Origin of the sequence: Calidithermus roseus, from assembly GCF_003574095.1 — a bacterium.
In the GTDB taxonomy this organism is placed as follows: Bacteria; Deinococcota; Deinococci; order Deinococcales; family Thermaceae; genus Calidithermus; species Calidithermus roseus.
In genome coordinates this window covers 1-13087 of the sequence record NZ_QWLA01000085.1, presented here as the reverse complement: position 1 = coordinate 13087, position 13087 = coordinate 1, and the positions used below count along the sequence as shown (strand labels likewise).

Below are 13087 nucleotides of genomic sequence, written 5' to 3'. Positions count from 1 at the left end.
CTCCCCAGACCCTGCCGGGCGACCTCAACAAGGACAACGTGGTCGATGCCAAGGACCTCGAGGCCCTGCGGGCTTCGTATGCCTGGAAGAGCGTGGGCAACCCCGCCGCCAAGCCCGACAAAAAGGAAACCCCTCCGGCGCAGCCCAAACCGGGGGAGACCGCCCCTCCCCAGCCCCCGCAGGACGAGGGCAATCCCGACGAAGAGGGGGGCTCGAACCCCTGAGCAATGGCGGGTAGGAAAAACATCCCGCCGCTCACATCTATCCCAGCGGCAGCAGCGGACGCCACCAGGGAATTCCCAGCAGCACCAGCACCAGGCTCAGCCCGTAAAAGATCAGGCTCTGGCGGTGCTTGAGCCTATCGCCCTCGAGCTTCTTGACGCGGCTGCTGCCGATGTGAGCCAGGATTACCGCCAGCAGCATCAACACCCAGTGCTCGGCCAGGAAAAAGCGGCTCGAGCCCTGCTGCATGGCCGCCGGGGCGTTGGCGAAGAGGCCGCGCATGAAGGGGCTGACGCCGAAGAGGATCAAGCCCAGCAGCAGTTGCAGGTCCATCAGCCCGGTGTAGATCACCCCCAGGCGGCGGTCGGTCGCGGTATAGCTGCCCTGGCGCAGCCCCAGAACGCCGCGGACGATGAGTGCCAGCGCGACCCCCAGCACCAGCCAGCGGGCCAGGTTGTGCAAGGCGAGGACGAGTTCGTACATGCACGCACCTTAACGAACGAGGCTCGAACAGTGCAAGGGGACAAAACGCAAAATGCTGAAGGCCGATAACCGTGAGCCCCCAGCCCTCCACCCCTGGCGCTCGACCGTAGAACCTTTACTTGGTATACCAGCTTGGAATACCATACCTACACATGGTCGCACCTCAAACTGACGAAGCCTACCGCCGGCTGCGGCGTTCGATCCTGTCGCTGGAGCTGCCACCGGGCCAAGCCCTGGTCGAGCGCAAGCTCGAGGAACTGCTCTCGGTCTCGCGCACGCCCATCCGGGCGGCCATCCAGCAGCTCGCCCGCGAGGGGTTGGTGCGCCGCACCGGGCGGGTGTACACCGTCGCCCCCATCGACCTCGACGAACTGCGTGAGGCCTTCGAGTTCCGCAGCCTGCTGGAGACTACCGCCGTGCGCATGGCGGCCCGGCGCAAGCCCAAGGCCCGGGAAATCCGGGAACTGCTGGCGACCCTCGAGACCGAACTCGATCCCGAGGTCGAACTCGAGAAGGCCACCGACTTTCACCTGGCCCTGGCCCGGCTCTCGGGCAACCGCTTCCTGGTCTCGTCGCTGGCCCAGGTGCTCTCGCGCATCTACCGCGCCCGCTTCCTCGAGATCACCCGCCCCCAGGGGGTCGATCACGCCCGCGAGGACCACGCCCGCCTGATCGAGCTGGTGCAGCAGGGCAGGGGTGAGGAGGCCGCCGCGCTCATCGAGCGGCACCTCGAGCGCTCACACAAGGCGTTGCTGGAGAGCCTGGAGGATACCGAGTGGGGCAGCGTCCTGCTGGGGGAGGGTAAGGCTCGGGCCTTGCGCTAATGGTCCGCCGTCAACGAAGGCGGGTAGGGGGTGAAAGGGGCGAGCCGCGGCCTTTGGGCGTTTGGCCATCGACCGCCGGGGACCTACGCGTACACCCCTCGCTGGTATAAACTGGCACAGCTATGCGCTGGCTCGTGTGTCTCGTGGGCGTCCTGGCCCTGGCCGGTTGCGGCAACCGCGCCCTGCGGCCCCTCGAGTACCGCTCCGACAAGCCCCTGCGCGAGTTCACGCGAGCCGAGCAGGTCATCGAGCCCCAGAAGTTCGACTACTTCGCCCAGATCGAAATCGAGAAGAAGGGCAAGGTGCTGATCGACCTCTACGAAAGCGAAGCCCCCGTCACCGTCAACTCCTTCGTGTTTTTGGCGCTCAACCGCTTCTACGACGGTCTCGTGTGGCACCGGGTCATCCCCGACTACATCGCCCAGACCGGCGACCCCACCGGCACGGGCGCGGGCGGGCCGGGTTACCGCTTCGGGCTCGAGGTCAGCCCTAAGCTCAGGTACGATCGGGCGGGAGTGGTGGGCATGGCTCGCACCTTCGACCCAGGCTCCAACGGCTCGCAGTTCTTCATCACCTACCAGCCCACCCCCATCCTCAACGGGCAGTACACCATCTTTGGCCAGGTGACCGAGGGCATCGACGTGCTGGGCAATCTGGCCCCCACCGAGGGCCCCAAAGCCGTAAACCCCGATAAGCGCGATCGGATCAAGAGCGTGCGGATTCTGGTCAGGAACAAGTAGGAGGCCCCCATGCAAGCACTGGATTACCTATCGGATCGGCCTAAGCAGCACTTCAGCCAGCCCCAGCAGGTCATCGAGCCCGACAAATACGACTATTTCGCCGAGTTTGAAACCAGCAAGGGCCGCTTCAGGGTCGAGCTCTTCGCCAAAGAAGCCCCCGTCACCGTCAACTCCTTCGTGTTTTTGGCGCTCAACCGCTACTTCGAGGGCATCGTATGGCACCGGGTGATTCCGGGCTTCGTGGCCCAGACCGGCGACCCCACTGGTACTGGAACGGGCGGGCCGGGCTACCGCTTCGGCCTCGAGCTCGCCCCTCACCTCAACTACGACCAGAAGGGTCGCCTGGGCATGGCCCGCACCCAGGATCCGGGTTCCAACGGCTCACAGTTCTTCATCACCTTCGCCCCCATCCCCCACCTCAGCCAGCAGTACAGCATCTTCGGCCAGGTGGTCGAGGGCATGGAGGTAGTCGAGGCCATCGCCCCCACCGAAGGGGTGGCCAACCCGGCGCGTGGAGAGGCGCGGGATAAGATCGTGTCGGTGAAGATCCTGGCAAAGAGCAAAGAGCCCGTGGCGGATAGCCGATAGCTTTGTGTTCTCAGCCATCCGCGATGATCCCCGAAGGCACCCGCTACTACCTGCCTCCCGAAGCCCGGCTGCGGCGCGAACTGGCCGGGCGGCTCACCGAGCTGTTCCACACCTGGGGGTACGAGCTGGTCGAGCTCCCGGCCCTCGAGCTCTACGACCCCCACCACGTGCTGGCCGAGCGCTCCTTCAAGCTGGTGGACAAGACCGGCGACGTGCTGGCGCTGCGCTCGGACTTCACCTCCGCGCTGGCGAACATGACCCTGGCCTTCCCGCCCGAGCGCTACCCGCTGCGCATGCAGTACGCCGGTCAGGTCTGGCTGCGCGAGGCCGACGCCGAGCTGGGCCGGGTGCGCGAGTACACCCAGTTCGGCATCGAGCTCATCGGGGTTTCGAGCCCCCGGGCCGACGCGGAAATCCTCGAGCTGGCCTGGGAAGCCCTGCGGGCCTTGGGCTTCGCGGAAGCCAGGATCGAGGTGGGGCTGCCCTCTTTGGTACGGGATTTGCTTCAGAGCACCGGGCTGAGCGGCGCCCAGATCGAGACCCTGCGCCAGGCCATCCACCACAAGAACATCCCCGAGCTTTCGAGCCTGCTCGAGGCCTACCGGGTGAGCGAGAACCTCGCCCCGACCATCCTGGCCCTGCCCGACCTGTACGGCGGGCGTGAGGTCTTGCAAAAAGCCCGCGAGCTGAGCCTCACTGACAAGGCCACAGCCGACTTGGACTGGCTCGAGGCCACCCTCAGCCTCCTGCCCGACGTTCCGCTGCTCCTCGACTTAGGCCGCGCCCGCCGCCTCGACTACTACACCGGGATCAACTTCCAGGCCTACACCCAGGACTTCGGCCTGCCCCTCCTGGGCGGGGGCCGCTACGACGGTACGCTGCTGCCGCAGGCCTGCGGCTTCACGGTGGGATTGGAGCGGGTGATGGAGGCATTGCGCCTCCCCAGCGAGGCCGGAGTCCCCGACGTGCTGGCCCTGGACCGCCAGATGGCCCACCGCCTGCGGGCCGAGGGCAAGCGGGTCGAGCTGGCCTGGACCGACGACCTCACCGCGCTGCGCCACTACGCCAGGGAGCGGGGAATCCCCTTCATCGCGCTGGAAGGGAGGCTCGAGGAAGCCTGAGCTTGTACTCCTAAATTGCAACTTGGGGCTATGCCTGCCGTAGAGATGATGGCTACCCTGGAGGAGATGTCCGGCAAGCGCTCCTACGACGACGGCTGTGCGGCGGCCCACGCCCTCGACCTGGTGGGCGAGCGCTGGGCGCTGCTGGTGGTGCGCGAGCTGCTGCTGGGCCCCAGGCGCTTCAGCGACCTGCAGGCCGGGCTGCCCCACATCAGCCCCAACGTGCTCTCCCGGCGACTGAAAGACCTCGAGGCCATCGGGGTGGTGCGGCGGCAAAAGCTGCCACCCCCTGCGGGAGTGTGGGTCTACGAGCTGAGCGAGTGGGGCTATGAGCTCGAGCCCATCCTGCAGCAACTCGGGCGCTGGGGAGCCCGCTCGCCCTGGCAGCCTGCCGAGGCCCCCATCAGCCTCGCCACGCTCGTCACCGCCATGAAGACGATGTTCCATCCCCCGGCCGCCGAGGGCCTGGAGGCGACGTACGAGCTGCGCCTCGCCGCCGAGTGTTTCCGGGTCCGGGTCGCGGGGGGCCAGCTCGAGATCGCGCGGGGCCGGGCCGAGCGGCCCGACGCGGTGCTCGAGGGCGACGTAGCCACGCTGGGAGGGCTGGCTTTCGGCGGCCAGTCCTTCGCGGAGGCCGTGGCCTCGGGCCGGCTGACCGTTCACGGCGACGAGGAGCTGGCCAGGCGCTTCCTGCGCCTCTTCAAGCTGCCCGAGCCGGTGGCCCCCCCTGCGGCAGGGCCTTCCTGAGAAGCGCCTACAGCCCCAAGCGGTCTTTTGAGGACACCCTTCCCTCACGCGACCCGATAAGATGGGGGCAGAGGTTAAAACATGAAACGTTTCCGCACCCGCGCCGTGCACGCCGGCCAGCGCCCCGACCCGCTGACGGGCGCCCACGCCACGCCCGTCTACAGCACCTCGACCTTCGCCTACGGCTCCTTCGAGCGCGGGGCCCGGCTGTTCGAGGGGGAGGAGGCCGGCTTCATCTACAGCCGCATCGGCAACCCCACCGTGCGGGCCTTCGAGGAGAAGATGGCGAGCCTCGAGGGCGCCGAGGACGCGGTGGCCTTCAGCAGCGGCATGGCGGCGGTGAGCGCTCTGGCCTTCACCCTGCTGCGCCCGGGCGACGAGGTGGTGTACCTGGCCCCGCTCTACGGCGGCACCGAGGGCTTCTTCCTCGAGACCTTGCAAAAGTTCGGGGTGATCGCCACCGATGCTGGAGACGTCGAGCGCCTGGAGGCCAGGCTCTCCCCCGCCACCCGGCTGATCTACCTCGAGACCCCCACCAACCCCAACCTCTGCATCTACGACCTGGCCGAAGTGGCCCGCGTCGCCCGGGCCCACGGCATCCTCTCCTGCGTGGACAACACCTTCGCCACGCCCTACCTGACCCGGCCCCTCGAGTTCGGGATCGACCTGGTGCTGCACTCGGCCACCAAGTACCTGGGCGGGCACGGGGACGCCCTGGGCGGGGTGCTGGCCGGGCCGAAGGAACTCATCGACGCGGTACGGATGGAGGGCCTGCGCCACCTGGGAGGCGCGCTGGGGGCCTTCGAGGCCTTCTTGCTGCTGCGGGGCCTCAAGACCCTGCCCCTGCGCATGGAGGCGCACTGCGCGGGAGCGCTGCGGGTAGCCGAGTACCTCGCCAAGCACCCCACCGTCCGCCGCGTGCATTACCCCGGCCTGCCGAGCCACCCCGGTCACGCCGTCGCGCGGCGGCAGATGCAGGGCTTCGGTGGGCTGGTCTCGCTCGAGCTGCCCTCCCGCGAGGCCGCGGGCGCCTTCCTGAACAGCCTGGAGCTCTTTACCCAGGCCGTGAGCCTGGGCGACGTGGAGTCGCTGGCCACCCACCCCGCCTCGACCACCCACCAACTCCTCGAGCCCGCCCTGCGCGAACGCCACGGCATCACCGAGGGCCTGGTACGGCTCTCCATCGGCATCGAAGACCCCGATGACCTCATCGCCGACCTGGAGCAGGCCCTCGAGCGGGCCACGGCCACTACCCTGGTCGATAGCTGACAGCCGGTAGCTAAGTACTCCAGGTTATGAGGTAAATCCGTTGGGGGAAGTACCCCGCGGGAAGCTTCGCGTCTTGGATTGGCTCGATATCTACCAAGAAGGCCATTGGGTCGTACGCCATGGGCGCCATTTGATAGGCTTGTAAGGATGATACGCGGGAAGTACGCGCTGACGCTGGCGCTGCCCAAAGGACGCAACCTCAAGGACGGCTACGCCGCCTTGCAACGGGCCGCGCTCGAGGCCTGGCACGCCGAGGGGCTGGAGCTACCCCCCTTCGGGGCTGAGCGAGCCCTCATCCACGGCGAGGAGGGCAGGGTCGCCATCCTCGAGTTGCGCAACGCCGACGTGCCGCTCTACGTGGACCTGGGCATCGCCGACGCCGGCGTGGTGGGCAAGGACGTGCTGCTGGAGAGCGGGCGCGACGTGTACGAGCCCGTGGACCTGCGCACGGGGTATTGCCGCCTCTCGCTGATCCGTCACCCCGACAACACCGGCCCCATCCGCCGGGTGGCCACCAAGTACCCCAACTTCACCGCCCGCGTCTTCCGCGAGCGGGGCCTGGTGGCCGACATCATCGAGCTGGCCGGAAACGTCGAGCTGGCCGCCCTCACCGGCTTGGCCGACGCCATCGTGGACCTGGTTTCCACCGGAGCCACCATCCGGGCCAACGGCCTGGTCGAAGTCGAGGTGCTGGCCCACTCCACCACCCGTTTCATCGTCAATCGGCAGGCCCTGAAGCTCAAGAGCGACCTCCTGCGGCCCCTGATCGAGCGGTTGCGACAGCAGAGCCAAGCGTTGGCGGAGGGGTAGGGAGGTGCGAAACGCTGGGCACGGGTCTACGTCGTATGTCCTACGCAAGATGCAAAACGCATGTCCTACGTCGTACGTCGTACGCCTTGGCCCTCGACCCTAGACCCTCGACGAACCGCAAGCCACGAGCCACACACCGCAAGCGTTCGGCGTTTGGCGTTGGGCATCTTGCGTGCGCGCCTACTTCAGCGCTCTAGCCTCGAGTTCTCCAATCAGCAGATTCGCCGAGCGCTCGAGGTGCTCCTCCAGTAGCCCCACCGCCCGTTCCACGTCGCCCTCATGGCAGGCTTGCCAGAGGGCGCGGTGGTCGCGCTCGAAGACCGCGCGGTGCTTGAGGGTGAGGCCGTGCATGTGCCAGTAGCGGTCGACGATGTTGAGCAGGTTGTCGATCATGCGGGCTAAGCGGGGGCGATCCTCCAAGGCGTAGAGCGTCTCGTGGAACTCCACCTCCAGCCGCCCCCACTCCCCGCCGTCCTCGGCGGCCTCGGTGGCCTCGAGCAGTTGCCGGGCCTTGTGCAACTGGGCGGGCCCCAGCCGGGGGACTGCCCGGCGTAACGCACCGACCTCGAGCATCATGCGGATCTCGTAGATCTCGCGGATCTGCTCGGTGTCGAGGTCGGCGACGAAGGCCCCGCGGTTGGGGTAGTAGTGCACCAGCCCCTCGACCTCGAGCTGCCGCAGCGCCTCGCGCACGGGGATGCGGCTGACCCCCATCTGCTGGGCGATGTCCTCCCCCCGCAAGGGCTGGCCCGCCCGCAGGATGCCCTTGGCGATGGCCTCGCGCAGCACCGCCGCCACCGTCTCGGGGGTGGTCTGGCTGCGCTGTCCCAGGGTCTTGGCGAGCCGTCCAAGGTCCATACGCTGGCTCAATCCTATCGCCATTTTCAGCTTCCTGTCTGCGGTTTCCCCGGCCTAAGGCATTTGGCGTTTAGCATCTTGCGCTTAGCGTTTTGCGTACGACGTAAGACGTACGACGTAGGACATAGGACGTACGATCCCTGCGCCCGGCTTCCCAAACTTGACACCGCACGCCCCCAATATTGTATACAATTATACACATGAGCCAATTGTCCCAGACCGCCAAGCTCGAGACCCTCCAAGCCGTGCTCGACGGCCTGATGCGCCGCTACCAGGAGCGCGTGCCCGACGTGCCCGCCATCCTCCAGGCCATGATCCAAGAGGGCCTCATCGCCCGCCCCGAGGACGTGGAGAACGACCACATCGCCTTCCGCACCATGGGCGTGCCCCAGCTTGGCATCGCCTCGCTCGAGAAGATCTTCCTGCACTACGGCTACACCCGCCGCGACCGCTACAACTTCGAGGCCAAGAAGCTCAATGCCCACTGGTACAGCCCACCCAGCCCCGCCTTCCCCCGCATCTTCATCAGCGAGTTGCGCGTCGATGACCTCTCCCCCACCGCCCAGGCCATCATCACCTCCTACACCGACGAGGTGAAGAGCGACCCCGTGGACGCGCTCGACCTCGACGATTGGCGCCAGGTGGACGAGTTCTTGCACAAGGCGCTGTGGCGGCTGCCGACTTGGAGCGACTACCAGCGGCTTCAGGAGGAGAGCGAGTACGCGGCGTGGGTCATCTACAACCGCTACTACCTCAACCACTACACCATCAGCGTGCACAACCTGCCCGAGGGCTACGACACCATCCCTGCCTTCAACGCCTTCCTCGAGCGCCACGGCTTCAAGCTCAACACCGCAGGCGGCAAGGCCAAGGTCAGCCCCGACGGCCTGCTGATCCAGAGCTCGACCGTGGCCGAGATGATCGAGGCCGAGTTCGCGGGCGGCGAGAAGCACAAGATCTCGGGCTCCTACGTGGAGTTCGCCGAGCGCAAGCCCCTGCCCCAGTTCGCCCACCTGCCCAAGTCCGAGTTGCGCCGCGAACACCGCCGCGAGGGCTTCGAGGCTGGCAATGCCGACAAGATCTTCGAGAGCACCTACTCCCACCAGACCGCGGTGCGGCAGTGAGCAGGAGTTCCCCATGAAACCCTCCGTCAAACTCCCCCTCCCCGGCCCCAAGGCCAAAGCCCTGTTCGAGCGCGACAAGGCCGTGCTCTCCACCTCCAACGCCCGCGGCTACCCTGTGATGGCCGAGCGCGGCCAAGGGGTGTGGGTGTGGGACGTCGACGGCAACTGCTTCCTCGACCTGATGGCCGGGATCGCCGTCAACACCACCGGCTACGCCCACCCCAAGGTGGTACAGGCCGTGAGCGAGCAGGCCGCCCGATTGCAGCACCTGTGCTTCGCCGTGATCCCCTCCGAGCCCCAGATCGCGCTGGCCGAGCGGCTGAGCGGCAAGCTGGGCGGGGGCTACCGGGTCTTCTTCGGCAACTCCGGCACCGAGGGTATCGAGGCCGCAATGAAGCTGGCCCGCTACCATACCCGCCGGCCCTTCTTCCTGGCCTTCAGCGGCAGCTTCCACGGACGCAGCATGGGGGCGCTCTCGCTCACGGCTTCCAACAGCAAGTACCGCAAGGGCTTCGGCAACCTGGTGCCCGGCGTGAGCCACCTGCCCTACCCCAACCCCTACCGCCACCCCGACGGCCTGAAGCTGCTGCGTGAGGGCCTCGACTCCCTCTTCCAGCACACCGTCCCCGCCGAGGACGTGGCCGCCCTCTTCGTCGAGCCCATCCAGGGCGAGGGCGGCTACATCGTCCCGCCGCAGGGCTTCCTCAGGATGCTGCGTGAGGTCTGCGATGAGCACGGCATCCTGCTGGTGCTCGACGAGGTGCAGACCGGCGCGGGCCGCACCGGGCGCTTCCTGGCCGCCGAGTACGAGGGCGTGAAGCCCGACATCGTGGTCATGGCCAAGGGGCTGGCCTCGGGTTACCCGCTCTCGGCGGTGATCTTCCGCGAGGAGCTCTCGAGCTGGCCCAGCGGAGCCCACGGCACCACCTTCGGCGGCAACCCCGTGAGTGTGGCCGCCGCCCATGCCACCTTGGACTTGCTCGAGGCGGGCCTGATGGACAACGCCGCCACGGTGGGCGAGTACCTCATGGGCAAGCTCCGCATGCTGCAAGGCCGCTTCCCCCGCCTGGGCGACGTGCGCGGGATGGGTCTGATGATCGGCCTCGAGTTCGTCGCCGACCCGCAGACCAAGACCCCCGACCCCGCCCTGCGCGACAAGGTGGTGCAGCGCTGCTACGAAAAGGGCCTGCTGGTGCTGGGCGCCGGTCCTAGCGCCATGCGCCTGGCCCCCCCGCTGATCCTGACCCGCGAAGAAGCCGACACCGCCGTAGAACTCCTAGCCGAGGCGTTGGAGGAGGTGCTCGAGCCGACGAAGGCTTGAGGGATGGTCGATAGCCAATAGCCGGGCGCGGGTCGTACGTCTTACGTCGTACGCAATACGCAAGACGCAAAGCGCCTTGTCACCCCTCTTGCAAGGGGGCCAGGGGGTTCTTTCACCACAAATCACGAGCTACAAGCCACGGGCCTTTCGCTGACAGCTGATAGCTGACCGCCCTTTGTAACCCAACCATCCTGCTCCCCTCCCTTCCTGGGGGTACAATCCCGCCCATGAGCTACCGCAGACTCGGCAAGAGCGGCCTTTTCGTCCACCCCATCGCCTTGGGCACCATGCAGTTCGGCTGGAGCGCCGACGAGGCGACCTCCTACGCCGTTATGGATGCCTTCGTGGAGGCGGGGGGCAACCTCATCGACACCGCCGACATCTACTCCAACTGGACGGCGGGCAACCCAGGCGGGGTCTCGGAGGAGATCATCGGGCGCTGGATGAAGAGCCGGGGCAACCGCGACCGGGTGCTGATCGCCACCAAGGTGCGTGGGCCCATGGGTCAGAACGGCTCCGAGGGGCGCAACCATCCCCTTCAGCGCGAGGGCCTGTCGCGCAAGTGGATCCTGCGCGCCGCCGAGGACTCCCTGCGCCGCCTGCAAACCGACTTCATCGACCTCTATCAGGTGCACTGGGTGGACAACCAGGTCCCCATCGAGGAAACTCTCTCGGCCCTCACCGACCTGGTGCGCCGGGGCTGGGTGCGCTACATCGGCTGCTCGAACTTCTCGGCTTGGCGCTTGATGCAGGCCCTGTGGGCTTCCGACAAGCACGGCTATGAAGCCTTCGTCTCGATCCAGCCGGAGTATTCCCTGGTGCAGCCCACCCGCGCCAACTTCGAGCGCGAGATCGCCCGGGTCTGCGAGGCCTACGGCCTGGGCGTGATCCCTTATAGCCCGCTGGCGGGCGGCTTCCTCACCGGCAAGTATCGGCGTGGGGAGGAGCTGCCGCAGAGCGTGCGGGCGCAGGGCATCGCCAGCAACCGCATGAACGAGCAGAACTGGAGCATCCTGGACAAGGTGCTCGAGATCGCGGGCCACCGGGGCGCCCACCCTGCCCAGGTGGCCCTGGCCTGGCTGCTTTCCAAACCCTACGTAACCGCGCCCATCGTCGGCGCCAACAGCGTGGCCCAGCTCGCCGACCTCATGCCCGCCGCCAGCTTGCAACTCAGCAGCGAGGAGATCGCCGCGCTCAACGAGGTCTCGAGCTGGCCCCTCTCCCGCACCGAAAGGGAAATTTGAGCCGGAGCCAAAACTTGGCCCGGCTGGACGCTACCATCACAGAAGCTGCACGACTGTGGGAGATCGGGCCATCCCAATTCCCTTGCGCTGCATAAAGACCGGCAGGAGGCTGGAGATGAAGCAACGGCTATTGAGTGCAGCGGTAGTAGCGCTGATGCTGGCCCTGGCAGCCGGCCTGAACGGGGTTCCACCCAGGTATGCCGAGTACGGCAGGTGGGAAGTGGTGGCCGACAAGGGCCTGCCCGCCGGCGGCCCTCACGCCGGGCAGCCGAAGGTGGTCTACGCCAACCCCCTCGCCGCCAGGGAGTGGAAGAGCGGCAAGGCGCTGCCCGTGGGCAGCATCGTGGTCAAGACTGCGGGGCCAGCCGACGCGCCTAGCCTCATCGCCGTGATGGAAAAACGCGCCGGCGGCTGGTACTACGAGGAATACCTACCCGAAGGCGGCAAATACGTACTGAAGTTCGGCGGGCCCGGCAAGCAGCAGCTTTGCGTGGGCTGCCACACGGGCGCGAAGGCCAAGGACTACCTGTTCACCCGGCCCTAGCAGTCCACGGTGATCTGGGCGGGGTCGAGTTCGAGCCCCACTACATCCCCGTACCCCAGCCCCTCCAGGCGCGGGGCCAGCACCTCGAGCACGTCGGGGGGCTGGAAGTGTTTGGGCTTGGTCTCGGGGTGGGGGTAGTAGATCAGCCCTTCGTAAGCCTGCCCCCTCCAGAGGAGGCGGCAATCGAAGAAGGAGAAATCTTCCGGCGGCTCGGCCTCGGCCCACTTGAGGTTGCGAAAGGTGTGCCTGGCTTGCACCACCCGGTAGCGGCAGGGCGCGATGGAGAGGTTGAGCGTGCCGGGGTGGAAGGGGCTGAGGTCCAGACCGCGCTCGAGGAAAAAGGGCTTCTGCATGGCGATGGTTCCACCCGGAAAGCGCGGGTTGCCCGAGCGGCCCGAAGCTACGCCGTGCCCTGGCAGTACGGTGGCTCGAAGCCGGATCATGCCGCCCCCTCACAGATAGAGCAGGACCTTGCCCACGCTCTGGCGGCTCTCCACCAGGGTATGGGCCTCGCCGGCTTTCTCCAGGGGAAAGCGCGCGCCAATCTCCAACTGCGCCTCTCCCCGCCGCAGGTGCCCCAGCACGGCCTCGACGCTGGGTCGGAGCAATTCGGGCCTCGAGCGCCGGTAGTGCCCGCTGCTGTAGCCGATGACCGCCTTGGTCTGCCGATGCAGGGGGCGCGTCTCGAAGCTGCCGGCCTGCCCGCCCGCGTGCCCATAGACCACCAGCCGCCCGAAGGGGGCCAGGCACCTCATCCCCTCCTCGAATACCGGCCCCGAGACCGAGTCGAGGATCAGGTCGGCCCCCGCGCCCTGGGTCAGCTCGAGCACCTTCTGGGCGAAGCCCTCGTACCCCACGATCACCGCCTGGGCTCCCAGTCGCCGCGCCACCTCGGCCTTGGCCTCGCTCCCCACCACCCCGATGACCTGTCCTGCCCCCAGGGAGCGGGCCAGTTGCACCGCCGTGCTGCCCACCCCTCCCGCCGCCGCCTGCACCAGCACGCGCTCACCCGCTTGCAGCCGACCCGCCCAGGTGAGCACGTTGTACGCCGTGACCAGCACGGTGAGGCCCGCGACGGCCTCGTCGGGCAGGTCGTCGGGGAGGGGATAGGTCAGGGTGGCCTGGGCCAGGACCTCCTCGGCGTAGGAGCCACCCACCGGGAAGGCCACCACCCGCTGGCCCACCCTCAGCC

Annotated in this window: 15 protein-coding genes and 1 pseudogene; 12 read left to right on the top strand and 4 right to left on the bottom strand. The window is 67.4% G+C overall.

The genetic code is table 11. The features are described 5' to 3' along the window. A pseudogene (locus Mrose_RS15995) lies at window positions 1-224 on the top strand (Ig family protein); the annotation flags it as partial. A 37-nt stretch (window positions 225-261) separates the two neighbouring features. Here the strand turns inward: Mrose_RS15995 and Mrose_RS15990 are convergent. Then, window positions 262-705, bottom strand: coding sequence for a hypothetical protein (locus Mrose_RS15990; protein ID WP_119279962.1), 444 nt, complete (start codon window positions 703-705; stop codon window positions 262-264). Between the two features lie 152 nt (window positions 706-857). Here Mrose_RS15990 and Mrose_RS15985 point away from each other — a divergent pair, with 152 nt between their 5' ends. The 7 genes from Mrose_RS15985 (at window position 858) to hisG (ending at window position 6804) form a co-directional block, all read left to right on the top strand. Continuing rightward, complete coding sequence (locus Mrose_RS15985) at window positions 858-1529, top strand: GntR family transcriptional regulator (protein WP_119279960.1); 672 nt, start codon at window positions 858-860, stop codon at window positions 1527-1529. Window positions 1530-1651: 122 nt separating this feature from the next. Beyond that, window positions 1652-2269: a peptidylprolyl isomerase gene (locus tag Mrose_RS15980; RefSeq protein WP_119279958.1), complete on the top strand. Its 618-nt coding sequence runs from the start codon at window positions 1652-1654 to the stop codon at window positions 2267-2269. Window positions 2270-2278: 9 nt separating this feature from the next. Then, entirely contained in the window at window positions 2279-2857 is a 579-nt protein-coding gene (locus Mrose_RS15975; protein WP_119279956.1) for a peptidylprolyl isomerase, read from the top strand. Between the two features lie 23 nt (window positions 2858-2880). After that, window positions 2881-3978, top strand: coding sequence for an ATP phosphoribosyltransferase regulatory subunit (locus Mrose_RS15970; RefSeq protein WP_119279954.1), 1098 nt, complete (start codon window positions 2881-2883; stop codon window positions 3976-3978). A 30-nt stretch (window positions 3979-4008) separates the two neighbouring features. After that, a complete protein-coding gene (locus Mrose_RS15965; RefSeq protein WP_220452351.1) occupies window positions 4009-4725 on the top strand; it encodes a winged helix-turn-helix transcriptional regulator in 717 nt (238 codons plus the stop codon). 81 nt (window positions 4726-4806) lie between these two features. After that, entirely contained in the window at window positions 4807-5994 is a 1188-nt protein-coding gene (locus Mrose_RS15960; protein WP_119279952.1) for a trans-sulfuration enzyme family protein, read from the top strand. 147 nt (window positions 5995-6141) lie between these two features. Beyond that, window positions 6142-6804: an ATP phosphoribosyltransferase gene (hisG, locus tag Mrose_RS15955; protein ID WP_119279950.1), complete on the top strand. Its 663-nt coding sequence runs from the start codon at window positions 6142-6144 to the stop codon at window positions 6802-6804. A 180-nt stretch (window positions 6805-6984) separates the two neighbouring features. Here the strand turns inward: hisG and Mrose_RS15950 are convergent, their stop codons facing one another. Further along, on the bottom strand, window positions 6985-7662 hold the full coding sequence (locus tag Mrose_RS15950; protein WP_182482873.1) for a GntR family transcriptional regulator: 678 nt from the start codon (window positions 7660-7662) through the stop codon (window positions 6985-6987). A 200-nt stretch (window positions 7663-7862) separates the two neighbouring features. On the opposite strand from Mrose_RS15950, the gene Mrose_RS15945 reads away from it, so the two are divergent. From Mrose_RS15945 to Mrose_RS15930, 4 genes are all read left to right on the top strand, one after another. Then, window positions 7863-8786, top strand: a complete 924-nt coding sequence (locus tag Mrose_RS15945) for a DUF1338 domain-containing protein (protein ID WP_119279946.1) — start codon at window positions 7863-7865, stop codon at window positions 8784-8786. Between the two features lie 13 nt (window positions 8787-8799). Beyond that, window positions 8800-10107 carry an acetyl ornithine aminotransferase family protein gene (locus Mrose_RS15940; protein WP_119279944.1) on the top strand — a complete coding sequence of 436 codons (1308 nt, stop codon included), beginning with the start codon at window positions 8800-8802 and terminating at the stop codon, window positions 10105-10107. Between the two features lie 227 nt (window positions 10108-10334). Further along, a complete protein-coding gene (locus Mrose_RS15935) occupies window positions 10335-11351 on the top strand; it encodes an aldo/keto reductase (RefSeq protein WP_119279942.1) in 1017 nt (338 codons plus the stop codon). 115 nt (window positions 11352-11466) lie between these two features. Then, window positions 11467-11895, top strand: a complete 429-nt coding sequence (locus tag Mrose_RS15930; protein WP_119279940.1) for a cytochrome P460 family protein — start codon at window positions 11467-11469, stop codon at window positions 11893-11895. Here the strand turns inward: Mrose_RS15930 and Mrose_RS15925 are convergent. Then, window positions 11892-12338 (bottom strand): hypothetical protein, encoded by a 447-nt coding sequence (locus Mrose_RS15925; RefSeq protein WP_119279938.1) that lies wholly within the window; start codon window positions 12336-12338, stop codon window positions 11892-11894. The two genes, Mrose_RS15930 and Mrose_RS15925, sit on opposite strands and share 4 nt — an antisense overlap. Before the next feature lie 9 nt (window positions 12339-12347). Then, on the bottom strand, window positions 12348-13087 hold a 740-nt coding region (locus Mrose_RS15920), incomplete at its 5' end, for a zinc-binding dehydrogenase (RefSeq protein ID WP_119279936.1).

What these genes read in the sequence shown, in the direction of transcription:
- Mrose_RS15990 (WP_119279962.1), bottom strand. Translation starts at nt 705, where the DNA reads ATGTACGAACTCGTCCTCGCCTTGCACAACCTGGCCCGCTGGCTGGTG.
- hisG (WP_119279950.1), top strand. Translation starts at nt 6,142, where the DNA reads ATGATACGCGGGAAGTACGCGCTGACGCTGGCGCTGCCCAAAGGACGC.
- Mrose_RS15950 (WP_182482873.1), bottom strand. Translation starts at nt 7,662, where the DNA reads ATGGACCTTGGACGGCTCGCCAAGACCCTGGGACAGCGCAGCCAGACC.
- Mrose_RS15930 (WP_119279940.1), top strand. Translation starts at nt 11,467, where the DNA reads ATGAAGCAACGGCTATTGAGTGCAGCGGTAGTAGCGCTGATGCTGGCC.
- Mrose_RS15965 (WP_220452351.1), top strand. Translation starts at nt 4,009, where the DNA reads ATGCCTGCCGTAGAGATGATGGCTACCCTGGAGGAGATGTCCGGCAAG.
- Mrose_RS15975 (WP_119279956.1), top strand. Translation starts at nt 2,279, where the DNA reads ATGCAAGCACTGGATTACCTATCGGATCGGCCTAAGCAGCACTTCAGC.
- Mrose_RS15970 (WP_119279954.1), top strand. Translation starts at nt 2,881, where the DNA reads ATGATCCCCGAAGGCACCCGCTACTACCTGCCTCCCGAAGCCCGGCTG.
- Mrose_RS15935 (WP_119279942.1), top strand. Translation starts at nt 10,335, where the DNA reads ATGAGCTACCGCAGACTCGGCAAGAGCGGCCTTTTCGTCCACCCCATC.
- Mrose_RS15980 (WP_119279958.1), top strand. Translation starts at nt 1,652, where the DNA reads ATGCGCTGGCTCGTGTGTCTCGTGGGCGTCCTGGCCCTGGCCGGTTGC.
- Mrose_RS15960 (WP_119279952.1), top strand. Translation starts at nt 4,807, where the DNA reads ATGAAACGTTTCCGCACCCGCGCCGTGCACGCCGGCCAGCGCCCCGAC.
- Mrose_RS15985 (WP_119279960.1), top strand. Translation starts at nt 858, where the DNA reads ATGGTCGCACCTCAAACTGACGAAGCCTACCGCCGGCTGCGGCGTTCG.
- Mrose_RS15945 (WP_119279946.1), top strand. Translation starts at nt 7,863, where the DNA reads ATGAGCCAATTGTCCCAGACCGCCAAGCTCGAGACCCTCCAAGCCGTG.
- Mrose_RS15940 (WP_119279944.1), top strand. Translation starts at nt 8,800, where the DNA reads ATGAAACCCTCCGTCAAACTCCCCCTCCCCGGCCCCAAGGCCAAAGCC.
- Mrose_RS15925 (WP_119279938.1), bottom strand. Translation starts at nt 12,338, where the DNA reads ATGATCCGGCTTCGAGCCACCGTACTGCCAGGGCACGGCGTAGCTTCG.